The sequence below is a fragment of the Arcobacter denitrificans (SeqCode) genome (assembly GCF_048571185.1).
Taxonomy (GTDB): domain Bacteria; phylum Campylobacterota; class Campylobacteria; order Campylobacterales; family Arcobacteraceae; genus Arcobacter; species Arcobacter denitrificans.
This window is the reverse complement of record NZ_CP182350.1, coordinates 1,733,555-1,757,616: the sequence shown is the minus strand read 5'-3', so window position 1 is coordinate 1,757,616 and position 24,062 is coordinate 1,733,555. Positions and strand designations below refer to the sequence as shown.

At 29.7% G+C, this 24,062-nt stretch carries 27 protein-coding genes; 11 read left to right on the top strand and 16 right to left on the bottom strand.

The features are described 5' to 3' along the window. Positions 1–8 precede the first annotated feature (8 nt). Positions 9–902, bottom strand: a complete 894-nt coding sequence (locus tag ACNI28_RS08825; RefSeq protein WP_419763890.1) for a glycosyl transferase — start codon at positions 900–902, stop codon at positions 9–11. Positions 903–1,094: 192 nt separating this feature from the next. On the opposite strand from ACNI28_RS08825, the gene napA reads away from it, so the two are divergent. Genes napA through ACNI28_RS08790 form a run of 7 tightly spaced genes read left to right on the top strand, consistent with a single transcriptional unit; the run spans position 1,095 to position 7,937 of the window. Beyond that, positions 1,095–3,896, top strand: a complete 2,802-nt coding sequence (gene napA / locus ACNI28_RS08820) for a nitrate reductase catalytic subunit NapA (protein WP_419763889.1) — start codon at positions 1,095–1,097, stop codon at positions 3,894–3,896. 10 nt (positions 3,897–3,906) lie between these two features. Continuing rightward, on the top strand, positions 3,907–4,689 hold the full coding sequence (gene napG / locus ACNI28_RS08815) for a ferredoxin-type protein NapG (RefSeq protein ID WP_419763888.1): 783 nt from the start codon (positions 3,907–3,909) through the stop codon (positions 4,687–4,689). Then, positions 4,682–5,497 (top strand): quinol dehydrogenase ferredoxin subunit NapH, encoded by an 816-nt coding sequence (gene napH / locus ACNI28_RS08810; protein WP_419763887.1) that lies wholly within the window; start codon positions 4,682–4,684, stop codon positions 5,495–5,497. The genes napG and napH overlap by 8 nt, the downstream gene beginning before the upstream one ends. Positions 5,498–5,506: 9 nt before the next feature. After that, complete coding sequence (locus ACNI28_RS08805; RefSeq protein ID WP_419763886.1) at positions 5,507–6,115, top strand: nitrate reductase cytochrome c-type subunit; 609 nt, start codon at positions 5,507–5,509, stop codon at positions 6,113–6,115. A 3-nt stretch (positions 6,116–6,118) separates the two neighbouring features. Next, entirely contained in the window at positions 6,119–6,595 is a 477-nt protein-coding gene (locus ACNI28_RS08800; RefSeq protein ID WP_419763885.1) for a ferredoxin-type protein NapF, read from the top strand. Positions 6,596–6,598: 3 nt separating this feature from the next. Continuing rightward, positions 6,599–7,552, top strand: a complete 954-nt coding sequence (locus tag ACNI28_RS08795; protein WP_419763884.1) for a WD40 repeat domain-containing protein — start codon at positions 6,599–6,601, stop codon at positions 7,550–7,552. Between the two features lies 1 nt (position 7,553). After that, on the top strand, positions 7,554–7,937 hold the full coding sequence (locus tag ACNI28_RS08790) for a chaperone NapD (protein WP_419763883.1): 384 nt from the start codon (positions 7,554–7,556) through the stop codon (positions 7,935–7,937). A gap of 86 nt (positions 7,938–8,023) precedes the next feature. On the opposite strand, the gene ACNI28_RS08785 is transcribed toward ACNI28_RS08790, so the two are convergent. The 3 genes from ACNI28_RS08785 to serS form a co-directional block, all read right to left on the bottom strand. After that, positions 8,024–8,614 (bottom strand): LysE family translocator, encoded by a 591-nt coding sequence (locus ACNI28_RS08785; RefSeq protein ID WP_419766461.1) that lies wholly within the window; start codon positions 8,612–8,614, stop codon positions 8,024–8,026. Between the two features lie 86 nt (positions 8,615–8,700). After that, the gene (aptA, locus tag ACNI28_RS08780; RefSeq protein ID WP_419763882.1) at positions 8,701–10,002 is read right to left on the bottom strand and encodes an omega-aminotransferase AptA; all 1,302 of its coding nucleotides are present in this window, start codon (positions 10,000–10,002) and stop codon (positions 8,701–8,703) included. Positions 10,003–10,199: 197 nt separating this feature from the next. Then, positions 10,200–11,444, bottom strand: coding sequence for a serine--tRNA ligase (gene serS / locus ACNI28_RS08775; RefSeq protein WP_419763881.1), 1,245 nt, complete (start codon positions 11,442–11,444; stop codon positions 10,200–10,202). A 115-nt stretch (positions 11,445–11,559) separates the two neighbouring features. On the opposite strand from serS, the gene ACNI28_RS08770 reads away from it, so the two are divergent. Both ACNI28_RS08770 and trpS read left to right on the top strand, forming a co-directional pair. Then, the gene (locus ACNI28_RS08770; protein ID WP_419763880.1) at positions 11,560–12,852 is read left to right on the top strand and encodes a TAXI family TRAP transporter solute-binding subunit; all 1,293 of its coding nucleotides are present in this window, start codon (positions 11,560–11,562) and stop codon (positions 12,850–12,852) included. Between the two features lie 34 nt (positions 12,853–12,886). Continuing rightward, a complete protein-coding gene (trpS, locus tag ACNI28_RS08765; RefSeq protein WP_419763879.1) occupies positions 12,887–13,849 on the top strand; it encodes a tryptophan--tRNA ligase in 963 nt (320 codons plus the stop codon). Between the two features lie 18 nt (positions 13,850–13,867). Here trpS and ACNI28_RS08760 read toward each other — a convergent pair whose 3' ends face one another. Genes ACNI28_RS08760 through ACNI28_RS08740 form a run of 5 tightly spaced genes read right to left on the bottom strand, consistent with a single transcriptional unit; the run spans position 13,868 to position 16,710 of the window. Beyond that, entirely contained in the window at positions 13,868–14,467 is a 600-nt protein-coding gene (locus ACNI28_RS08760; protein ID WP_419763878.1) for a hypothetical protein, read from the bottom strand. A gap of 10 nt (positions 14,468–14,477) precedes the next feature. Further along, positions 14,478–15,176 carry a class I SAM-dependent methyltransferase gene (locus tag ACNI28_RS08755; RefSeq protein WP_419763877.1) on the bottom strand — a complete coding sequence of 233 codons (699 nt, stop codon included), beginning with the start codon at positions 15,174–15,176 and terminating at the stop codon, positions 14,478–14,480. Next, on the bottom strand, positions 15,176–15,784 hold the full coding sequence (gene hisG / locus ACNI28_RS08750; RefSeq protein ID WP_419763876.1) for an ATP phosphoribosyltransferase: 609 nt from the start codon (positions 15,782–15,784) through the stop codon (positions 15,176–15,178). Before hisG ends, ACNI28_RS08755 begins: the two co-directional genes overlap by 1 nt. After that, entirely contained in the window at positions 15,762–16,388 is a 627-nt protein-coding gene (locus tag ACNI28_RS08745; RefSeq protein ID WP_419763875.1) for a type III pantothenate kinase, read from the bottom strand. Before ACNI28_RS08745 ends, hisG begins: the two co-directional genes overlap by 23 nt. After that, the gene (locus ACNI28_RS08740) at positions 16,375–16,710 is read right to left on the bottom strand and encodes a hypothetical protein (RefSeq protein WP_419763874.1); all 336 of its coding nucleotides are present in this window, start codon (positions 16,708–16,710) and stop codon (positions 16,375–16,377) included. The genes ACNI28_RS08745 and ACNI28_RS08740 overlap by 14 nt, the downstream gene beginning before the upstream one ends. Positions 16,711–16,846: 136 nt before the next feature. Here ACNI28_RS08740 and ACNI28_RS08735 point away from each other — a divergent pair, with 136 nt between their 5' ends. Next, on the top strand, positions 16,847–17,614 hold the full coding sequence (locus ACNI28_RS08735; protein ID WP_419763873.1) for a threonine/serine exporter family protein: 768 nt from the start codon (positions 16,847–16,849) through the stop codon (positions 17,612–17,614). Position 17,615: 1 nt separating this feature from the next. Further along, complete coding sequence (locus ACNI28_RS08730) at positions 17,616–18,086, top strand: threonine/serine exporter family protein (protein WP_419763872.1); 471 nt, start codon at positions 17,616–17,618, stop codon at positions 18,084–18,086. On the opposite strand, the gene mgtE is transcribed toward ACNI28_RS08730, so the two are convergent. The 7 genes from mgtE to ACNI28_RS08695 are packed head-to-tail and all read right to left on the bottom strand — an operon-like array spanning position 18,087 to position 24,027. Further along, positions 18,087–19,457: a magnesium transporter gene (gene mgtE / locus ACNI28_RS08725; RefSeq protein ID WP_419763871.1), complete on the bottom strand. Its 1,371-nt coding sequence runs from the start codon at positions 19,455–19,457 to the stop codon at positions 18,087–18,089. Between the two features lies 1 nt (position 19,458). After that, positions 19,459–20,094 (bottom strand): SDR family NAD(P)-dependent oxidoreductase, encoded by a 636-nt coding sequence (locus ACNI28_RS08720; RefSeq protein ID WP_419763870.1) that lies wholly within the window; start codon positions 20,092–20,094, stop codon positions 19,459–19,461. After that, positions 20,091–20,699, bottom strand: coding sequence for a DedA family protein (locus tag ACNI28_RS08715; protein ID WP_419763869.1), 609 nt, complete (start codon positions 20,697–20,699; stop codon positions 20,091–20,093). The genes ACNI28_RS08720 and ACNI28_RS08715 overlap by 4 nt, the downstream gene beginning before the upstream one ends. 3 nt (positions 20,700–20,702) lie before the next feature. After that, a complete protein-coding gene (locus ACNI28_RS08710; protein WP_419763868.1) occupies positions 20,703–21,512 on the bottom strand; it encodes a metal ABC transporter permease in 810 nt (269 codons plus the stop codon). Then, entirely contained in the window at positions 21,506–22,264 is a 759-nt protein-coding gene (locus tag ACNI28_RS08705; RefSeq protein WP_419763867.1) for a metal ABC transporter ATP-binding protein, read from the bottom strand. Before ACNI28_RS08705 ends, ACNI28_RS08710 begins: the two co-directional genes overlap by 7 nt. Further along, positions 22,265–23,506: an SPL family radical SAM protein gene (locus ACNI28_RS08700; protein ID WP_419763866.1), complete on the bottom strand. Its 1,242-nt coding sequence runs from the start codon at positions 23,504–23,506 to the stop codon at positions 22,265–22,267. It abuts the gene before it with no gap. Beyond that, entirely contained in the window at positions 23,503–24,027 is a 525-nt protein-coding gene (locus tag ACNI28_RS08695) for a nucleoside phosphorylase (protein ID WP_419763865.1), read from the bottom strand. Before ACNI28_RS08695 ends, ACNI28_RS08700 begins: the two co-directional genes overlap by 4 nt. Positions 24,028–24,062 lie beyond the last annotated feature (35 nt).

The following is a 24,062-nucleotide window of genomic DNA, read 5'->3' as shown; positions in this document are numbered from 1 at the left end:
GTTAAGCTTTAGCTTAACATCTCAAATCCTTCCTTTATATTCTTAGCTTTTTTTGCAGTCACTAAAAGTAAAGAGACATTTAATTTTACTAATTTTAGCAATTCATCACTTGGATTATTTATTGACTCCAATGACTCTTGCAAAGTTATTCTATTCCAAGATTTTTTATAATTTATTCCAAAATATTCTGGGTCAATTATATACTCTTTTATTTCACCATTATTATTTATCCAATATTTACATTTTGAAAAGATTTCAGGTGTTCCTTCATTCCCTTTTACAATGACTAAATGTTTGTATTTTGGAGCAAAAATATCATTATACTTACCTACATATGGTTTATGAAAAGCAGAAGTTATCGCATATTCAGAAGTTGCAGGATTAAGAAGTTTTTCTAAGGTATTAAAAGCAGTTCTCAATCCTAAGATATTTCTTATTTCACTCAAATTGCTTAACTCTTTAAAATAATCTTTCCTATCAAAAAAATAAGTATTATCATCTAGTTTATAATTATTGGCTATTTCTTTTACTGTAATTCCATGTTTTGCAGGCTGTAGATAATCTCCACTTAATACAATATTTAAATCAAATTTTTTAAGATATTTTCCAAATAAAGGAAAAAGATAAGGATTGTCCGCTTTTCCATCATAAGGGTAACCTAGCTCTATTGAGTTGGGAATCTTTACTCTTTTTATATACTTATCAAAAACATCTAATGATACTTTCAACTCTTCATTTGTTTCTAACCTTACTCTCCAGCCTAGTAAGAATGAAGCAATTTGTTCAGTTTTAACATTTTGATTTAAAATTTGCTCCATGCAATCCATAATCTCATCTTTTGTTAATTCTCTATTTGATTTAGGTCCTGTTCCAACTGCTCTTATATAATTATGAAAATTCATATTCACTCTTTTTATAGGTTTTAGATGCACTTTATCTACAAAAAAATTTAATTTCATTGATTTGAAATAATAGGACAAAAAATGTCCTTAATCTAAACTTATCTCATTTGACTAAAGTCAAAGATTATGTAAATTTTAACAGTTAGAATTACAGTGTTAGTAATATGAATTAAACTTTTTAAAGGAGATACAATGACGCTATCAAGAAGAGAGTTTTTAAAAAGCTCAGCAGCAGCAAGTGCAGCAGCTGCGATTGGTATGAATGTGCCAACATCTGTTCAGGCAAAAGCAAACGAAGCCGAAGGTGGATGGAGATGGGACAAAGCAGCATGTAGATTTTGTGGTACAGGCTGCGGAATTATGCTTGCTACAAAAGGTGGTAAAATAGTTGCAGTTAAAGGTGACCCAGCAGCCCCAGTAAATAGAGGGCTTAACTGTATTAAAGGTTACTTCAATGCAAAAATAATGTATGGTTCAGATAGATTAAAACAACCATTATTAAGAGTTGGACCTGATGGTAAATTTGATAAAAATGGTAAATTTGCTCCAATCTCATGGGAGAGAGCATTTGATGAGATGGAAGTTCATATCAAAAAAGCTTTAAAACATAGTGGACCTGAAGGTGTTGGTGTATTTAGTTCTGGACAATATACAATCCAAGAAGGATACGCAGCACAAAAAATGATGAAAGGTGGATTTAGATCAAATGCTTTTGATCCAAATGCTAGACACTGTATGGCATCTGCTGTTGTTGGTTTTTATCAAACATTTGGGATAGATGAACCAAGTGGTTGTTATGATGATATTGAACTAACAGATACAGTTGTATCATGGGGTTCAAACATGGCAGAAATGCACCCAATCTTATGGTCAAGAGTTACAGATAGAAAGTTATCTAATCCTGATAAAGTAAAAATTGTAAACTTATCAACATATAGACATAGAACATCTGATATTGCTGATATTGAAATTATATTTAAACCAAATTCAGATTTAGCATTATGGAATTATATTGCAAGAGAGATAGTTTATAATAATCCAGAAGCTATTGATTGGAAATTTGTTAAAGAGCATATCGTATTTGCAGCAAGTCCTGTTAATATGGGTTATGGGATGAGAAGAACTGGTGAAAAATCTTTAAAAGAAGGTAAATATTCAGCAAAAGAAATGGAAACAATCTCTAAAGAGATGAAAAAAGTAGTTTCTGCTGATGAAGCTCCTGCACTTGCACCTTATGGATATAAAGAAGGTGAAGTAATGGTTAATAAACCAGCTGGATTAAAACACTGGGAAATTTCATTTGAAGAGTATAAAAAATTCTTAGAACCATATAATGCTGATTATGTTACACAAGTTTCAAAAGGTAATCCTGATGAATCAGATGAAGATTTCAAAAAGAAAATCAAAGAATTAGCTAACCTTTATATTGAAGAAAATAGAAAAGTTGTAAGTTTCTGGACTATGGGTATGAATCAACATACAAGAGGAACATGGGTAAATACTTTAGCATATAACGTTCACTTTTTATTAAACAAACAAGCTAAACCAGGTTCTGGTGCATTCTCACTTACAGGTCAACCATCTGCTTGTGGAACAGCAAGAGAAGTTGGAACATTTGCACATAGACTACCAGCAGATATGATGGTAAAAAATGGTAAACATAGAAAAATTGTTGAAAATTCATGGAGAGTTCCAAATGGAACAATTAACCCAGTTGGAAATCAACATATTATGAAAATCCATAGAGATATTGAAGATGGTGTTATCAAATTTGCATGGGTAAATGTTTGTAATCCTTACCAAGATACAGCAAGTGCTTCACACTGGATAAAAGCAGCAAGAGAGATGGATAACTTTATTGTAACTTCTGATGGATATCCAGGTATTTCTGCAAAAGTTTCTGACCTTATCTTACCTTCTGCTATGATTTATGAAAAATGGGGAGCTTATGGAAATGCTGAAAGAAGAACACAACACTGGAGACAACAAGTATTACCAGTAGGTGACGCTATGTCTGATACTTGGCAATGGGTTGAACTTTCAAAAAGATTTACAGTTGCTGATTTATGGGGTGAATATACTCTAAGAAATGGTAAAAAATTACCAAATGTAATTGCTGAAGCTAAAAAAATGGGTTACTCTGAAAATACAACTATGTATGACATTTTATATGCAAATGAAAAAGCTAAATCTTATAAATTAGATGCAGAAGATTCAATTCAAGCTGGTTATGATAATACAGATGGTGTTGGTGATAGCAGAAATGTTGTTGGATCTGATGGTAAAGTATTTAATGGTTATGGATTCTTTATTCAAAAATACTTATTTGAAGAGTATGCAGACTTTGGAAGAGGACATGCACACGATTTAGCAGACTTTGATACTTACCATAGAGTAAGAGGTCTAAAATGGCCAGTTGTTGATGGTAAAGAGACACAATGGAGATTTAATACTAAATATGACCCATATGCTAAAAAAGCAAATCCAAATAGTGACTTTGCATTCTATGGAAAACTGGCAAAAGCATTAGCACAAGGTGATTTAAATGGTATTACAGATAAAAATAAAAAATCTTTAAAAAATAAAGCAAAAATATTTGCTAGACCATATATGGATGCACCTGAAATGCCAGATGCAGAATATCCAGTATGGATGAGTACAGGTAGAGTATTAGAGCATTGGCACTCAGGAACTATGACAATGAGAGTTCCAGAATTATATAGAGCAGTTCCAGAAGCCCTATGTTATATGCACCCAGAAGATGCAAAAAAATATGATGTAAAACAAGGTGAACTAGCATGGGTTGAATCTAGACGTGGAAAAGTAAAAGCTAGAGTTGAAACAAGAGGAAGAAATAGACCATCAAGAGGTTTAGTATTTGTACCTTGGTTTGACGAAAAAGTATTTATCAACAAAGTATGTGCTGATTATACTTGTCCACAATCAAAACAAACAGACTTTAAAAAATGTGCTGTAAAAGTTTATAAAGCGTAAAAGAAAAAAAATGAATAGTGATAGAAGAGAATTTCTTTTAAAAAGTGCAAGAACTGCGGGTCTCGTCTTTCTTGGTGGTCTTATTTGGAGTGCATATGTTGATGAAGTAACTGCCTCTAAATTAATACTTAGACCACCAGGTGCTTTAAATGAAAAAGATTTCTTATCGACATGTATCAAATGTGGTTTGTGCGTAGAAGCTTGCCCATTTGACACACTAAAATTAGCAAAACCAGGTGATAATAAACCTTTAGGAACTCCTTTTTTTACACCAAGAGAGATTCCTTGCTATATGTGTACAGATATTCCATGTGTTCCTGTTTGTCCAACTAATGCTTTAGATGAAAAGTTAGTTAGCACAAATGAAACACTAGATATAAATAGTGCACAAATGGGAGTTGCTATTGTTGATTCTCAAAGCTGTATTGCTTTTTGGGGTATTCAATGCGACGCATGTTATAGAGCATGTCCAATTTTAGGTCAAGCTATTACTATTGAATATGAGAAAAATGCTAGAACAGGGAAACACTCTTTTATGAAACCAGTTGTACATGCTGATGCTTGTACTGGTTGTGGTTTATGTGAAAGAGCTTGTGTAACTGATAAAGCAGCCATTTTTGTCCTACCTAGAGAAGTTGCACTTGGACGTGCAGGTAATCACTATGTAAGAGGTTGGGATAATGAAGACCAAAATAGAGTTGAAAATGCAAGAGAGATTAGAACAACAACAGAGTTAAGTAAAGATAGTGCCATAGATTCATTAAATGATATGAAAGGTTTATTAGATGATTAATTTTATTTTAAAAAACCCTTATCTTATTTTAAGAAGATTGATACAAGTATCAATTATGGCTTTATATATTTTTGCAAATGTTTATGGATTAACTATTTTACAAGGGAACTTAAGTTCATCACTTGTATTTGGAATGATTCCTTTAAGTGATCCTTTTGCTGTTTTACAGATGTTTTTTGCTGGTGCCTTGATATCAATAAATATATTAATAGGTGCAGCAATAATAACACTTTTTTATTTTATAGTAGGTGGTAGAGCTTTTTGTTCATGGGTATGTCCTATAAATATAATAACTGATTTAAGTTCATTTATTAGAAGAAAATTAGGATTTGATACCATACAAAAAAAACAACCAGCTAGTAGAAATATGAGATACTGGGTTTTAGCTCTTACCCTTGTACTTTCAACAATCTTAGGATTGGGTGCATTTGAATTTATTTCGCCAATCTCTATGGTTCATAGAGGTTTGGTCTTTGGTCTTGGATTTGGTTGGGCTGCAATGCTTATCATTTTTCTTTTTGATCTTTTTGTTTTAAAAAATGGATGGTGTGGACATATTTGTCCTCTTGGTGGATTTTATTCACTTGTAGGAAAATATAGTTTTTTAAGAGTTGATCATAATCATGATAAATGTACAGAATGCATGAAGTGCAAAGAAGTATGCCATGAAAATCAGGTTTTATGGATGATAAAAAAAGAGTCTATTCCTGTGTTATCTGGTGAGTGCACTAATTGTGCTAGATGTATTGAAGTTTGTGAAGATGACGCTTTAAATTTTTCAATAATCAATAGATTTGCAAAAAAATAGGAGAAAGAAATGAAAATTACTAAAATAGCTTTAGGATTAGCAACAGTAACTGCAATATTTGTTACAGGTTGTACTATAGCTCAAAAAACTTATTCAGAAGAGTCTTTAGGCTTAAGAAAAGTGGATTTATACACTGAAAATATAGTTGCTCCAGATAAAACAGCTTATAAAACTGAAGCAGCTGGAACATCAACAAAAATTGATAGAGCCTTTGAAAATGCTCCACCAATGATTTCACATGATGTGGAAGGAATGTTGCCAATTACAATTAGCAATAACCAATGTACAATGTGTCATGACCCTGCCGTTGCAGAAAGTATGGGAGCAACTTCAATTCCTAAATCTCACTTTACTGACTTAAGACCAGAAACTTCACTTGCTCAAAATGGTAAGATAATAAAAGAAGGAATGCAAGTTGATAATACAAGTGACTTAAAAGTTCCAGAACAAAAAGCATTAGCTCATTTAGCAGGTGCAAGATTTAACTGTAGTCAATGCCATGCTCCACAATCTGATGCTAAACCATTAGTTAATAATGAATTTAAAGCAGACTTCAGAATGGATGGCGCAAATAAAGAGTCTAACTTAATTGACAATATTAACGAAGGTGTTAACTAAATAATGAAAAGAAGAGAGCTATTTAGCTCTCTTGCTTCATCATTTAATAAAAATGAAAAGCAAGAGAAAGTAATACGTCCACCATATTATCAAAATGAAGAGCTCTTTTTAGAAGAGTGCATAAAATGTGATGGGCTGTGCGCTACCTCTTGTGAAGTAAATATAATATTTATACAAGATGATAAAACTCCAAAACTAGATTTTTCAAATAGTGGCTGTACCTTTTGCGATGAGTGTGCTAAAGTATGCCCAAGTGAAGTTTTAAAACTTGAGTATAAAAAAGACATTGATGCGAAAGTAGAAATAAATGTTTTAGAGTGCTTAAGTTGGAATAAAACTATGTGTTTTTCTTGTAAAGACCCATGTTTAGATGATGCTATTGAGTTTCTTGGTATGTTTAGACCGGAGATAAAAGATAATTGTACATCATGTGGATTTTGCTTAAGTATATGTCCAACAAATGCAATAAAAATAGGATAACAAGTGAATATTTTCAAAAGTTTTATTTTTTTATTTTTTTTAATATGTTCATTAAATGCAAATCCACTATTAGCTACTAAAAAATTAACTGCTAGTGGAGGAGTTACTGATTTAGTAATTAATAACTCTAAACTGTATGCTGCAACTACTTCTAGCAGTGTTGATATTTTTGATATAAAAACTAAAGAGTTTGAAAACAAAATTACTCTTCCAAAAATAACAGATTTTATGGGAGATATTATTGATAGTAAGATTTATTCTGTTGATGTTTTAAATAATAAAGTTTTAATTCTTTCTCAAGGTAAAAAAGGTGGAAGAAACATTGATATTTATGAAAATGGTAAACTTACAAACATAATTTCAGATAAAAAAAGACTATTTATAGGAAGAGCTAAATTTATAAATGAAGATAAAATTATATTTTCACTTCTTAGTAATCAGCTTTTTTTATATGACTTAAAACAGAAGAAAAATATATACTCTAAACAAATTAGTCAGTCAAGATTTTCATATTTTTCTTTGGATGAAAAAAAAGAAAAAATAGTAATTGCAGATGAAAGTGGAAATTTACAACTTTTAAATGTATCTAGTGGTGAAGTAATAAAAACCTTTAAAAATCAAAATCTTGATAATGTCTTTCAAATTGATTTTAAAAATGATAAAATATTAACAGCAGGACAAGATAGAAGAGCTGTCTTTTATTCAAAAAATCAAATATATTATAAAGAATCAGCTTTTTTAATATATAGTTGTGCTCTAAATAGATTAGGTAATTTAGGTGCATATTCATCAAATGAAAATAATGATGTAACAGTTTTTGACACTTCGAGTAAAATTGATTTGTTTAAGCTAACAGGAAATAAAATGACACTTTCAAAAATCATATTTCTTAATTCAAATGAGATTTTTATAGCAAGTGATGACAAAAATATAAATTATTATAAATTAAAGGATTAATATGAATATATCAAGTATTGTAGTAAAAACATTACCAAAGTATTTAGAACAAGTAGTAGAGGATTTAAAAAATTGTAAAGTTTGTGATTATCATATGCATGATGAAGAAGGAAGAATTATTATTACAATTGAGGGTTCTAATGTAAATGAAGAGTTAGAAAAACTTAGAGTTATTGAAGCAATAAAATATGTGGCAAGTGCTGATATGCAAATGGCATATAGCGAAGATGAATTAGACGCAAATATTGATGTACTTAATAATGCAGATGCTGTACCAAGTATGTTAAATGAAGAAAATGTAGATCCAAGTAAAATAATTTACAATGGAGATTTAAAGAAAAAAGACCTTTACGGTTTCTCAAAACACTTAGAAAATAAAAAATAAAAAAAGTTTAATTAAATTAAACTTTTTTAAGTAGCAAATACTCTACATATAGAGTGCATGCTACTATCTAAAACTTAACTTTTTTCTTAGCTTAGAGCTAACCAAACACCTATTCCTATCATCATAGAACCAGCAATTTTATTTAAAAGCTTTACATTTGAACTATTTTGTAATAACTTTCTAAGAGTACTTCCCCCACTTGCATATATAATTAAACAAAAAAATTCCAATAAAAGTATAAGAAAAATTAAAACACTTAGTTGTGGAACATAAGGTAATTTTTCATCTATAAAAGGTGGTAATAATGCAATAAAAAAAGCCCAACCTTTTGGATTGGCAATTGCTGTTACAAAGCCCTGAATTGCAAGACTTTTTTTTGATACATTAAAATTACACCCTTCTAAATTTAAAGCCATTTTACCACGAGACAACCACATGGTTATACCTAAATAGATTAAATATGCTCCTCCACAATATTTTAAAATAACAAAAATAGTTGGGTTTGTAAGCATTATTGTTGCAACACCAATTACAGATGATATTGCAACTATTGCTACACCCAAAAGTTCCCCTGCCATCATATACATAGTTTTTTTCAATCCAATACTCATGCCCATACTTAAAGATAAAGTCATACACATACCAGGAGTAATAGATACAAAAAAGAAAGTTGGTATGAAAATTGCTAAAATTGATAAATTAATATATTCTAAAATTAGAAATCCTTTTTATAAAAAAAACAATTGTACTCTCATTGTATTGCTTAATCTAAGTTTTCAATTACTTCTTTAAGAGTAGTTACAATTGTTTGAATATCTTCTTTTGAAACAATAAATGCAGGAGATAAAGCTATAATATCGCCACTAACTCTTACTAATAAACCTTTTTTATAACACTCTTTAAATACCTTATCACCCCTCACACCAGCTACGCCATTTTCTGCACCAAAATGAATAGCTCCAACTAACCCCAGATTTCTAATATCTATAATCTTATCAGAGCCTTTTAATGTATGTAATTGCTCTTGCCAATATGAAGCGATGTTTGCTACTTTTTCAAATAGATTCTCTTCTTTATATGCTTTTAATGTAGCAATTCCTGCAGCACTTGCAATAGGATGTCCAGAATATGTATAGCCATGGAAAAACTCAATAGGAGTTTTACAATTATCTACTATACCATCATATATTTTATCACTTGCAACAACTGCTCCCATTGGTATTGCACCATTTGTAAGACCTTTTGCCATTGTCATAATATCAGGAGTTACACCAAATTTTGTAGAAGCAAAAGCTTCTCCAAGTCTTCCAAATCCTGTAATAACCTCATCAAAAATCAATAAAATATCATTCTCTTTACAAATTTGAGATACTCTTTGTAAATAACCCTTTGGTGGGATATGAACTCCTGCTGAACCAGCTACTGGTTCCATAATTAAAGCTGCAATATTTTCTGCCCCATATATGTTAATAGTATCTAATAAAGCTTCTGCTTTATTGGCTCCATGCTCGGGAATACCTTTTGAAAAAGCATTGTTTTTTATATCTAAAATAGTAGGAATATGTGCGACTTTTAGTAGGTTATTGTAGTGTCTTTTATTATTTGTCAATCCACCAACTGAAATGCCCCCAAAGTTTACACCATGATAAGAGTGTTCTCTTCCTAAAATCATAGTTTTAGTTCCATTGCCAACAGCTTTATGGTAAGCTAGTGCCATTTTTAGTGCACTTTCAACTGATTCTGAACCTGAGTTTGTGAAAAATACGTGATTTAAAGCTTCTGGTGTTATTGAAACTAATTCATTTGCCAATTCTAGTTCTAAATCATTTCCAATTTGAAAAGATGTATTGTAGTACATAGTCTCAGCTTGTTCTTTAATTGCTTCAACTACTTTTGGATGATTATTTCCTAAGTTACAACACCATAGTCCAGAAACAGCATCTAATATTTTCTCACCTTTATTTGTATAATAATACATACCATCAGATTTAACAAATATTCTAGGGTCTGCATTAAATTCTCTGTTTGCAGTAAATGGTTTCCACAATACTTTTCTATCTATCATTTAATTTCCTCTTTAATTTCTATTTTATTTATACACACTAAATAGTATAAATGTAAATAAATCACTAAAAATCATATTTGGCCTGATGATAGGAAATGTAATATTAAAAAATGTTGAAGCAAGACTCTTACTTAAAATATAAGACGATAAGGAAAGTTGTTTTAAAAAAAAGAGAAAGAAACTCTTACTCTTTTTTATTACATATATTTTTTTAAAACCTCAGGAATAGTAATAGTTCCATCTTCATTCTGATAGTTTTCCATAATAGCTACAAGTGTTCGCCCAACAGCTAGTGAAGAGCCATTTAAAGTATGAGCTAAGATATTTTTCTTACCATCTTTATATCTTATTTTTGCTCGTCTTGCTTGGAAATCTCTTGTATTAGATATAGATGAAATTTCTCTAAATTTTCCTTGTCCTGGTAACCAAACTTCAAGGTCAATAGTTCTTGTAGCACTAAATCCCAAATCCCCAGTACAAAGCATAACTTTTTGGTGAGCAAGACCAAGTGAAGTTAATAAATCACTCGCACACGAAACCATTTTTTCAAAAACTTCTTCACTTTGTTCTTGTGTTGTAATAGCTACCATTTCAACTTTATCAAACTGATGTTGTCTTATAAGTCCTCTAGTATCTCTTCCTGCACTTCCTGCTTCTTTTCTAAAACATGGAGTATAAGAGGTCATAAGACAAGGTAACTCTTCTTTGGCAATAATTTCATCATTATAAAGATTTGTTAAAGCAACCTCAGCAGTTGGAATCAAATATAAATCTTCACCCTCAATTTTAAATAAATCATCACCAAATTTTGGTAATTGTCCAGTTCCTTGTAGTGCATTAGTATTTGCCATAAAAGGAACATACCACTCTTCAAACCCTCTCTCTTCATTAAATTTGAGCATATAATTTATAAGTGCTCTCTCTAGTTTTGCAGCTTGACCTCTCATAGCTGTAAATCTTGATTTTGCAAGTTTTACGCCTCTTGTAAAATCAAGTGTTCCATTACTCTCACCCAAATCCCAATGCTCTTTTGGCTCAAAAGAAAAACTTGGTTTTTCTCCAATAGTTTCTAATACTACATTTTCATCTTCATCAGCACCATCAGGAACATCAGCATCTGGCATATTTGGAACACCTAAAATAACAGATAAAAGTTCTTCTTCTAAAACTCTAACTTGCTCTTCTAATACTTGTTTTTCGTTTTTAAGTTTATTGATATTTTCTTGTAAAGGTGCAATATCTAGCCCCTCTTTTTTATATCTTCCAAAATCTTTGGATAAAGAGTTTTGCTCAGCAGTAACATTTTCCATCTCTTGTCTTTTTGCTTTTGCATCTACTGAAAGAGCTTTTAAATTATCTAAAATATCTTGGCTAACACCTTTTCTATTTAAGGCTGTTGCAACTTCGTCAAAATCTTTTTGTAATAGTTTAATATCAATCATTTCTCTACTTTTTTCATATATTTTCGCGAATTATAACGAAAGTTATCTACAAATCTAATTTTTTATCATTTTCTAATTACATTTTATATAAAGTTATTTAATACAAGGATGATATATGAAATACACTTTTTTAAAAGTTTCCATTCCAGTTTTACTCCTAATAATCACTATGTTTGTTATAACTTCAGAATTTATTCAACCAGCTCCTGAAAAAAAACTCACAATTGCAACGGGTTCTAAAAGTGGCAACTATTACAAAATGGCACAAGAATACAAAACTCTTCTTGAACAAAATAAAATAGAAGTTACTTTAATAAATACAGAAGGTTCTGTTGAAAACATACAACTTCTCAAAGACAAAAAAGCAGATATAGCTTTTGTTCAAAATGGTATATTAACTTCAGAAGAAAAAAATATAGAATTTTTAGCAAATATCTATTATGAGCCTTTATGGATATTTTATAAAAATGATAATTATACAATTGAGTATTTAATTCAATTAATAAGTAAAAAAATATCTATTGGATCCCAAGGAAGTGGTACAAAAGATTTGGCTACAAAGATTTTAAATGACAATGGAATCACAAATGAAAATAGTACAATCTTAACTTTAGGAACAAAAGAATCTAAGCAAATGCTCCTAGATGGCAAAATAGATGCTATGTTTATGGTCACTTCTCATGATTCAATTGCGGTAAAAGAGTTACTTGAAAATCCAAATATAAATGTACTTAGTATAAAAAGAGCCAAAGCTTATGGTCAAAAATATGGATTTATGGAAGCATTAACTCTTCATGAGGGAACACTTGATTTGTATAAAAATATTCCTGATGAAAATATAAATTTACTCTCAACTAGTGCAAATTTGTTAGCAAGACCTGATGTTCCAGCAGAACTAATTAGAATTTTTTTAAAACAGGTAAAGCAAGTACATCAAAAAGAGTCTCTTTTTTCTACAGAAAACCAATTTCCTAACCTTTTGAATACAAATCTTAAAATTAATAAAGAAGCAAAACAATATTTTACAAAAGGTGATACTTGGTTAGAGTCAATTTTTCCATATTGGATTGCTTCAAATATTGATAGACTAAAACTTTTATTAATACCTCTATTAACATTGCTCTTTCCACTATTTAAGGGCGTATTCCCTCTGTATCAATGGAGTATGCGTTCAAAAATATTTAGATGGTATAAGATTTTAAATAGTATTGACAAACAAATAAATACAGCCACTTTTGAAGAGTTAGAAAAGTTTAATGAAGAAATTAAAGAATTAAATGTAGAGATTCAAGAAGAGACGAAAGTTCCCTTATCATATATGGGTGAATATTATGACTTAATGGTTCACTTAGAACTAATCCAAAATAAAATTAAAACAAAGTCAAATCAAATCCAAATCAACTATTAGATATAATTCCTAAATTTTTTAAAAGGAATAAGATTTGAGAATACTTTCAGGAATACAGCCCTCAGGGACTATTCACATAGGTAACTATTTTGGTATGATAAAAAAAATGGTTGAAGCACAAAATGACGGTGAACTTTTTGCATTTATTGCTTCATATCATGCATTGACAACTGTTAAAGAAAAAGAACTTTTAGAAAAAAATATCTTTGAAGCTGCAGTAAACTTTTTAGCACTAGGTATGGATCCAGAAAAATCAACTTTTTGGGTACAAAGTGATGTAAAAGAGGTACTAGAGTTATACTGGATATTATCAAATCATACTTCAATGGGACTACTAGAACGTGCTCACTCTTACAAAGATAAAACTGCGCGTGGAATACAAGCAAACCATGGCTTATTTTCTTATCCAGTTTTAATGGCAGCAGATATTTTATTATATGATTCAAATATCGTACCAGTTGGAAAAGATCAAATTCAACATGTGGAAATAACAAGAGATATTGCCAATAGTTTTAACAATCACTATAAAACTGATATCTTAGTATTACCAGAATCAAAAGTTGATGAAATTGTTGCAACAGTTCCAGGGACTGATGGAGCTAAAATGTCAAAATCATATGGAAATACTATTGATATGTTTGGTGCACCTAAAAAGGTGAAAAAACAAGTTATGGGAATAGTAACTGACTCAAAAGAGTTAGATGATGTAAAAGATCATGCAAACTGTAATATTTATAAACTTTGTGAGCTATTTATGAATGAAAATGAATTAGCAGAGCTTAGACAAAGATATGCAACACCAGGGGAAGGATATGGACACTTTAAAATGACCCTATTGGACAAAATCAATGAACATTTTGAACCATATGCCATAAGAAGAGAAAAGCTTTTAAATAACCCAAAAGAAGTATATGAAATACTTGCATTTGGTGCCCAAAAAGCTAGAAAAATAGCACAAACAAAAATGGAACTTATTAGAAGTACCGTAGGACTATAACATGAAGAGTAGTTAAACCTAAAGTTTAACTACTCTTATCACTTCATCGATTTTTGCAGATATTTGTTCAACTCTATTTTGCCAAAGTTTTCCAAACTCTTTTAACTCATCACTTGAAGCTGTTTTTGATATAGCTTTTTGCATCAATCCTTGCATCTTTGAATCGCCACCAATCATTGATGGGTCATAAAAAACATCTACACTATTTTGATTATCAACTCTTGTAAATCTTACACTTGAAGAAATATCTTTTTCAAAAAACATTAAAAATCTTCTGTCAAAGTTTCCTGCTAATCCTTTAAATCCTGTATCAAAGGTAGCACCTGTTATATTAGACATAACATTTGAAATAACACCTGTTACACCCTCTGTTTGTTTTGTAGAAAACTCTATTTTGATTTCACCACGTATTGGTATTTCATTTTTATATAGTTCATCTAAAGCTTTATAAGTCATAAGATATGCACCTAAAACTGTAGGACATGAGTGTCCTGCTGTTTTTACAACATCTTTATATGAAAATACTACTTCGCCATCTTCAAAGGCACCTAAAAAGCTTGAGAGATTATCTTTTAGTTTTATATTTGGAATTTTGTCAAAAAATTCTGGGTAATTCATAAAAAATCCTTTAAGATTTTTTACAGATATATATTTCCTTGTCATTTTCTAAAGAGTCATGTAAGTTAAAGTCAATAACTCTTTCCACTTCAAAACCTGAAGTTTTGAGTAAATCTTTTAATTCACTTGTTTCATAATAGTATTGTATAATACAATCGTTCTCTTTTTTGAAAAGTCTGTTTTTATCTTCTGTAAAAAGTGTAATATCTGTAATTAGTTTTTCTTCTTCAAAGAGAGCATCTATAACTATAAACTTATCACTTAAATCGATACTTAAAGTTCCTTGGGCAACATCTTCAAATCCAAAAAGTGAGTTTACATCAAAAATAAAATATCCGCCTTGATTCAAAACAAGATTCATTTCATCAAAAAAAGCTTTTATATCTTTTTTAGGAATATAGTTTATAACATCAAAAATTGCAGTTGTACAATCATACTTTTCTTTTACTTCATTTAGAGGTAGAGAAGAGACATTTTTGATTCCATTTTGTTTACAGATTTTTATTTGTTCACTACTTAAGTCTATACCATAAGAGTTGAGATTTAAACTTGATAATTGATTTAAAAAAGAGCCTTGTCCACAGCCTACATCAAGTATGTTATCAAGCTTTTTTTCTAAAATAACTGATAAAAACAGTCCATGAAGTTTTGTAACCTCATCTTCAAAATCTAAATATTGCTCAATTCTTGCATATAAATTTAAACCCATTATAAAACTGCTTTGATTCTTTCTCTTAATTCTAAAATTTTATCTTTTTTTGCATAATATGAGTTTTTGTTTGCTATTAAGTGTGCACTACTTTCCATAATCGTAGGTCCTACTTCCAAGCCATTTTGTTTCATTGTTTCACCAGTTTCAACAATATCTACAATACAATCACTTAAATTCACTAAAGGTGCTAATTCAATAGAACCATAAAGTTTAATAATATCAACTGCCATTGCTTTTTCTTCAAAATATCTTTTTGCTATTTTTTCATGTTTTGTTGCAACTGTGATTTTACTTTTTGTTAAATCTAATTCTTCTCCACGTCTTAGACCAAAAGCAACTTTACAACGTCCAAGTTGTAAATCAAGAAGTTTGATCAGGTCATACTCTTTCTCTTCTAAAACATCAAGTCCAACAACACCTAAATCAGCTGCTCCATGCATTACATAAGTTGGTACATCTTGGTTTCTTACATTTAAAAATCTAAATCCACTTTTTTCTAAAATCAATTTTCTTTTTTCAAATATAAACTTTTCACCAAAAGCTTTCTCAAATTTGTCTAAAGTCTCTTCTGCAATTCTTCCCTTAGGCAATGCAATTGTTAGCATCAATAATCCTTTTCATGTTATCAAATATTAATTCTTTTTTATATGTACTATTTTTAAAATATTTACTTAATAGCTTTCCGTCGCCACCTGTAAAAATGATTTTTCTTTTTTTGCTTACTTCTTTGATTGGTAAAATAATAGATTTCATCATTGCATATGTAATAGCATCTTTTGTTTGAAGCGGTATTTTATCTAAATTTATTTTTTTTTCAAAATCAAACTTAAGCTTTTTTGAGATTTTTGGATAAGTTTTCATAAATGCCCTAAATCCGGGTAAAATAAAACCACCAATATGTTTTTTATTTTTCATAATATCAACGGTTATAGCACTTCCTGCATCTACAATAACTGCATCTTTTTCAAAATAACAAACAAGTGCTCTATCCATACCTAAGCCCTCATATTTTGTATCAAAGTTTATTAGTTTTTCTATATTTTTAGCTTTTGGATTAGATTTTAAAAGTTTTTTTGTTGCACTTTTATTTACAGAAACAAAATATATGTCATCATCATACTTTGGCAACTTCTCATCTAAAAAATATTTTTCTTGTCTACCATTTATCAAAAAATGATAAGTGCTGTTTCCTATATCACATAAAATCAATGTCTACACTCCATTTGTTTTCTTCTAATGTCTTTTTTGCTTTTGAACACAAAGGCGAACTTATAAGTAAAAATTTTTTCTTAAAATTATGCTCTTTGTATGTTTTTAAAGTCTCAAACATTTGATCCAAGTCTTCAACATTTTTTCTTATAAATCTACTCTTTGAGTTGTAAATAAATATTGCCACATACTCTTTTTGTATAGATGTACCACAATATATGCCTATCTTTTTTCTACTATTTAATTCTTTTGGCGAAACCTCATTTAGGTCTTTAAAAATAATATCTTTTTTTTCTAAAAAATAGTTTGTTAAGTTTTTCAAATTTTTCCTTCAATTAATGTGAAATTATAATCAAAACTTCATTATAAAGCATAATTTAACCTATATACTATTTTTTATACAATTTATTTTTTTAAATTTTAATAAAAATGGTAAAATATCATTATGGAAAAATCTAATGAATTATAAAGAACAAACAAAAATAACCCGAGCAATAATCAAATCAGCAGTAATAATGCTTGAATTTGGAGCGGAGAGTATTTTGATTGAACAAACAGCACAAAGATTGGGAAAAGCCTTAGGTGTAGATTCTGTTGAAATCTCTTTAATACCTTCAGCTATTGTATTAACAACACTAAAAGACTTACAATCAGTTACAACAACAAGACGTGCGCACCACAAGCCAATAAATATGTCAATAGTTTGTGATATTCAAAAGATGACAATAGATGTAGAAAAAAACTCCAATATAAGTGCCGATTTTATAACTCAAACTTTAAAAGATATTGAGCCAAAATATTATAATAAATGGCTATTAGTATTTATGGTTGGTTTATCCTGTGCTTCATTTGCATATTTGAGAGGCGTAGATTTCAATGGCTTTTTCATAACATTTTTAGCAGCCTCAATTGCTATGATGATAAGACATGAACTAGCAAAAAAAAGATTTATCTTAATTCTTACCTTTGGTATAACTGCTTTTTTTGCAACTGTAATTGCAAATTTAGCTTCATCACTAAATCTAAGTTCAACTCCTAGTATTGTTTTATCAGCTTCTGTTTTACTTTTAGTTCCAGGATTTCCTTTTATAAACTCCATGCTTGATGCCACAAAGGGATATTTATCTATGGCTTGGGGACGATGGATGCAAGCTTCACTTTTAACTTTAGCAACCTCAATTGGTATTATTATTGCCATGTCAATTTTAAATATAAAGGGCTGGTAATATGAATTTAATTTTACAAGATATTGTTTTAAATGCAATTTTTGCAGCTATCCCTGCTGTTGGCTTTGCCATGCTATTTAATGTTCCAAAATCAGCACTAAAATATTGTGCTTTTGGTGGAGCTATTGTTTATACATTAAGAGAAATCTTTATGGATTTGAACTTAACAATAGAACTTGCAACTTTTTTAGCCTCAATGATTATAGGACTTATAGCCCTATATTGGTCAAGAAAAAACTTAGTTCCAAGACCTATTTATACGGTTGCTTCTATTATTCCAATGATTCCTGGTACTTATGCCTTTACTGCAATGATTAGTTTAGTTGATATGAATACACATGGAGTAACTAATGAATTAATAGAGATATTCATTGAGAGTGGACTTAAATCAATCTCTATTTTAGGAGCTATTAGCTTTGGTCTTGCACTTCCATCACTTTATTTTATGAGGTACAAAAGACCAATAGTCTAATTATAAAAGTATTAAAGTTGCAAGTCCTAAAAAGCTAAAAAATCCAACTACATCAGTAACAGTTGTAAGTAATACAGTACTTCCAATTGCAGGGTCTATTTTTAACTTTTGTAAAGTCAAAGGAATAACTGCTCCAAAAAAACCTGCACTTAAAAGGTTTATTATCATTGATAAAGCAATAACAACTCCAAGAAGAGGCATCTTAAACCATGCATATGCAATTAAACCTATAACTGTAGCAAAAAGTAATCCATTTACAAGGGATATAATTACCTCTTTATATATTGTTTTTTTGGCATCTTCATTTTCAATATCACCTAATGCCATTTGCCGTACGGTTACTGTTAGTGTTTGAGTTCCTGCATTTCCACCCATGGAAGCCACAATAGGCATAAGAATAGCTAAAGCAACTAAAGACTGAATAGTTGCATCAAACACTCCAATCACAATGGAAGCTGCAATTGCTGTAAGTAAGTTTACACCTAACCAAATAGCCCTACTCTTTCCAATTTGATACATGCTCTCTTCTTGCTCAGCTTCATCATTAACCCCTGCCATGTTATAGATTTGCTCTGTTGCACTATCTTGAATGATATCATACACATCATCAGAAGTAATTCTACCAATCAATCTATTTCTACTATCAACAACAGGTAAGCTTGATAAGTTATAGTTTGTAACCATATCTACCACATCTTTCAAATCCGCTTTATGTGAGACATTATAGTTTCTTAATTTATCACTTGGAATATCTAAAAATTTTAACTCATGTTCAAAAATAATTAACTCTTCAAGTCCAACACTTCCTAAATACTCTCCCCTTTTGTTCATAATATGACAATGCCAAATATTATCAACTTCTCCTATTTCTTTTAGCTCTTTTAATCTTTTTATCGCATCACCGATTTTTTCATCATTTTTTGCAGAAAAAAGCTCTGTTTGCATATGAGCACCGGCTTCGTTATCATCATATGAAATAAGCTGTTCAAGTAACTCTTTATCTTCATCATCAAAGCTTTCTAAAATCTCTTGAGCTAGCTCTTCATTCTCTTCAGAGATATTTTGAAGAAAGTCAGCCGCATCATCTGTATCCATGTTAGAAGTTACAGCAACAATCTTTTTTGTACTAATATGTTCACTAATCTCTTCTTGCACAATATCTGGCATTTCAGATAAAACTTCTGCAAGAAGAGCACTTGGAATCTTTTTAAGTATATAAGAGTATTCATCTTCATCAAGATCTCTAAGCTTTAAAAGTTGTTCAGATATATCATAGGGATGAACAGTACTACTCTCTTTTTTAAACTCAACTATTTCATAATTGAGTATTTCAATTAATTGTTCAATTTGATCTATATTTTTTTCATTCATATTAAATCTTCTTTTTTATCTCTAATTTTTGAGGTCTAATTGTTATATCTGTAATAACTCCATTAAAAACAATGATATCTAAAATGCTTTTGGCAATATCATCAGCTATAAGGTGAGAGTTTTTACTATCTCCTGGTTCAAAATTAAAATCATCGAAAAAATTTGTTTTTGTAAGGTCTGGATTTACTGTTGTAACCTTTACATCACTTCGTCTAAGTTCTTCAAATAAAGCTAAACCAAAACTTCTAAGTCCTGATTTTGTAGCTGTATAAAGTGCTGAAAACTTGGAGTGTCTTGTGGCTTCTACAGAAGCTATATTGATAATATGACCTTTAGTTTTTTTTAAACTTCTAAGAAGTAGATTTGATAGAATAATTGGTGCTGTTAAATTTACATCTATCAACTCTTTTATCTTAGCTAAAGAGATCTCTTCGTGGGGTTTAAAAATACCAAGACCAGCACAATTGACTAAAACATTTATATCACTTGTTTTAAGTAATAGTTTTACTTCTTTTTCTAAAGAGTCCAAGTCATTTAGTCTACTTTTTAGCTTAATTATCTCAAAACCATTACTTTCTAAAATATCAGAAATAGCTTTACCAATACCTGAACTATATCCTGTAACTATTGCTTTCATTTTGTTAAACTTTTTCTTTTATATTTTTTATAATACACATATACAATAAATGCCAAAGTTATTAAAATAGCAATTACTATATAGCGTAAATACTCTTTTATTAGTTGTTCATTATCTCCAATAAAATATCCAACTAAAGCCAAAATGATGACCCAAATTCCAGCACCTAAACTTGTATACAAAGAAAACAAAAAGATATTCATCTTTGCTAATCCTGCTGGAAAAGAGATATATTGTCTAACAGCTGGAATTAATCTACCTGAAAAAGTTGAAATAGGACCATGAGCTTTAAAAAAGTTTTCCATTTTACTTATTGTCTCTTCATTTACAAAAAAATATTTTCCATATTTTATTAAAAATCTTCTTCCAAATTTTATAGCTAAATAGTAGTTAAATAAAGCTCCTACTAGACTTCCTAATATCCCTGCAATAATTGCAATTGTCATATTCATTTCACCTTTAAAGGCTAAATACCCTGCTGGTACCATAACAACTTCACTAGGAAAAGGGAAAAATGAACTCTCTAAAAACATCATTATAAATATCCCAAAATAACCCAATGAACCAACTGTTTGAACTATAAAATCAACTATTTCATGCAACATATCTTAAGACTCACCTTTAAACTTTTTATATATTATAAACATAAATAGTGACATTGCGCTTACAACTATTATTGTAGCCCCTGAAGTTAGATTAAAAGAATATGATATATACAATCCAACTAATGTAAAAATTGAAGATAAAACAGCTGAAATAATCATCATCCCATATAAAGAGTTTGAAAGCTTTTCAGCAATATATATTGGTATTGTTAAAAGAGCAATTACCAAAATCAGGCCAACAACTTTTATAGCAATCACTACAGTTAGAGCTGATAAAACTAAAATAAGTGTATAAAAAAATCTTACATTTATCCCACGTAAAGATGCATATTCACTATCATAAGATACCGCTAAAATATCCCTATAAAAAAAGACAACAATGGCTACAATAAAAGCTAATAACAGTCCCATATATATTAAATCATCACTACTAACAGCTAAGATTGAACCAAATAAATAACTCATCAAATCAACATTATATCCAGGAGTCAAATCAACTAAAATAATCCCAAGTGCCATTCCACATGCCCACACAAGGCCTATAAAAGTATCTATTCTATCCCTTTGATAAAGGGTTAGATATGCCATTAATAAAGCAGCGCCTATTGAGAAAACTGAAGCTCCTAAAAAAATAGGTAAGCCAAAATAAATAGCAATACCAATACCACCATAAGAAGTGTGAGCAATCCCTCCAGCTAAAAAAACCATTCTATTTACAACAATAAGTGAACCAATGATTCCCGAGGCTATACTAACCAATACTCCTGCAAGTAGTGCGTTTTGGAAAAATGTATAATTTAGTGCCTCTAGCATTTGCAACTCTTTTTTGTATCAAAATTAGTTCCAAGTAATTGAAGCATCTCAACCTCGCAAAAGTGCATATCATCATTTAGAATATTTTTTTGTTTATGGGAAATATCATGGAAAGTTAGTTTTTTATTTATATGAGCAACTTTTGAAGCATAGCCCAAAATAACAGAGATATCATGGCTAACCACTACTATAGTAATTGATTTATTTAAAAATTTCAGTAAATCATAAATTTGTTTTTGTCCATCAACATCAATACTAGCTGTTGGTTCATCAAGAAGTAATATTTTTGGATGTGCACATAAAGCTCTTGCTATCATTACTCTTTGACGCTGACCACCTGAAAGTGTGCCAATTTTAACATTGGCATAATCTTGCATTCCTACTTGTTCCAATGCTCCCATTGCACAAGCTATCTCTTCTTTTTTATATCCTATTAGTGGTCGTTTGTGTCCAACATGTCCCATCATAACGACTTCTATTACTTTTATAGGAAAGTTTACATTTACATTTGTATTTTGAGGAACATATCCAATTTTTGAAATATTTTTTTCAACCTTTGAATCTAAAAGTTTGATTTTTCCTTTTTTTACTTTATTGATTCCCAAAATAGTTTTAAGTAGAGTTGATTTACCCCCACCATTAGGTCCAATAATTGCTAAAAAATCATTCTCTTGAATTGTCAAACTTATATCTTCAAGTATAATTTGTTTATCGTATGCAAAAGTTAATTTATCTATTTCAAGTATGTTCATTTATCTTCTTTTATCTATTTTACTAAAATATGACATTTTCATCATATCTTCCATTTGGTTGTTGGAAAAGTATTCAAAACCAAAACAATCTTTCCAAAGCTTGTGGTCTTCCATGCATAAATAGAAGTATACCTTATTGTGCCAAGCTTTAAAAGAGTTGTAGGCAAATTTAAACATCTCTTTTTTTATTTCATATGGATATGATTGTTTTTTATTTATCTCTTCAAAAGGCATTTGTAAGATTTTTGATTTAAAATCTCTACTTTTTATTTTATTTATAACTGGCTTTATAAAGGTTAGTGTTCCAAAAGAGACTAAAGCTACATCATCTGGATTAAATTCTTTTATTAACTTATCAAATACCTCTTTGTATTCATCTAAATAATTTTCATAATGAACAATAGGATGAAAGTGAAATCCTACAATTACACCTTTTTTTGCTAATGCTTTTGCTGCATCAATTCTTTGTTCTAATGAAGCAGTTAGATGTTCTTCATTTTTTATAATTGTAGGAGTATTTAATGACCAAGTACATATAATATTTGCTGGTACTTCATTTTCTAAAAAGTATTTTATATTGTTTGATTTTGTTTTGAACTCTAAAATTACATTTTTATTTTTTCTTGCAAAATCAAAAAGTGCATCTAAAAGCCCTCCTTTATTTCCCCACATTAGTGAATCAGAACTCTGTCCTGTTCCTATATGATAAGTATAATTTGCATCTAACTTTAGCTTTTTTAGATTATCTTTAAAATTTACATCAAAACCTATTTTATCTTGATTGTAAAAAGATTGAATGGAACAGTATGAACAATCAAAACCACAAGAGTGAACAGCATCTAAAGTAAGCAAATTACAACATCTCGTACTCTCACTTGCAACAGGGCAAGAGCCTAAAGAAACACTATCTTTTTTTATCTCAGAAAATGAGAATCGTCTAGGTTTTTCATAAGCTTTTTCATCAAAAGTTTTATATGTATTTGAAGAGTTTTTTAACTTTTCCCAGATTTTTCGTATATCATTAAAGGCATTTTTCTTTGAAGGATATTCATCTTTAAAAACTTCATAAAGCTCTTTTTCATTCCACATATTAAAATCAATTGCAAAATCAACTATCTGCTTTAACTCTTGATATGAAAACTGATATTGTAAATATATATCTTTTACAAACTCTTTGTTTTTTTCTTTTAGATTTTTATAATTTGTTTTTAATATATGTTCTTGAAATTTTTCTATACTCATATATACTTTTTCCAAGATTTAAAACTGTTTTGAATCAACTCTATTACAAATGATTTTTTAGGAATACTAATATCTAAATAATCAGAAACTACTTTAAAAACATATATATCTTTTATATATTTTAAACAAGTCTCTTTGAAGTATAAGCTTTCCATATCTACTAAAAGTGTCTCTAAGTTTTCATCACTTTCAAGAGGCTCATCAACTGTGGTAATTGGTGCAAAATTTATATTTGGCAACAACCTATTTGTACAAAATAGTGTCCCTATTTTTATACTTTCATCACAACATCCTACAATTCCTATATTAAAGGCTTTTAATATCGAATAATTTTCAAATACAAAATTTAAAGAATCTATAGTATTTTTTTTACCCATACCTGATACTATTAAAATAATATTATCATTAAAAAAAAGTTTGAAGTTTTGAACGGAATCGTCCTGTTTTAGTTTATAAAAATTGATTAAGTATTGTGCTTCTGGTTGAAGGGCTGTATGAATTAGAACTTTTTCAGCAAGCATAAGAATAAAAAGTCGAAGTAAAAACTTCGACTCTT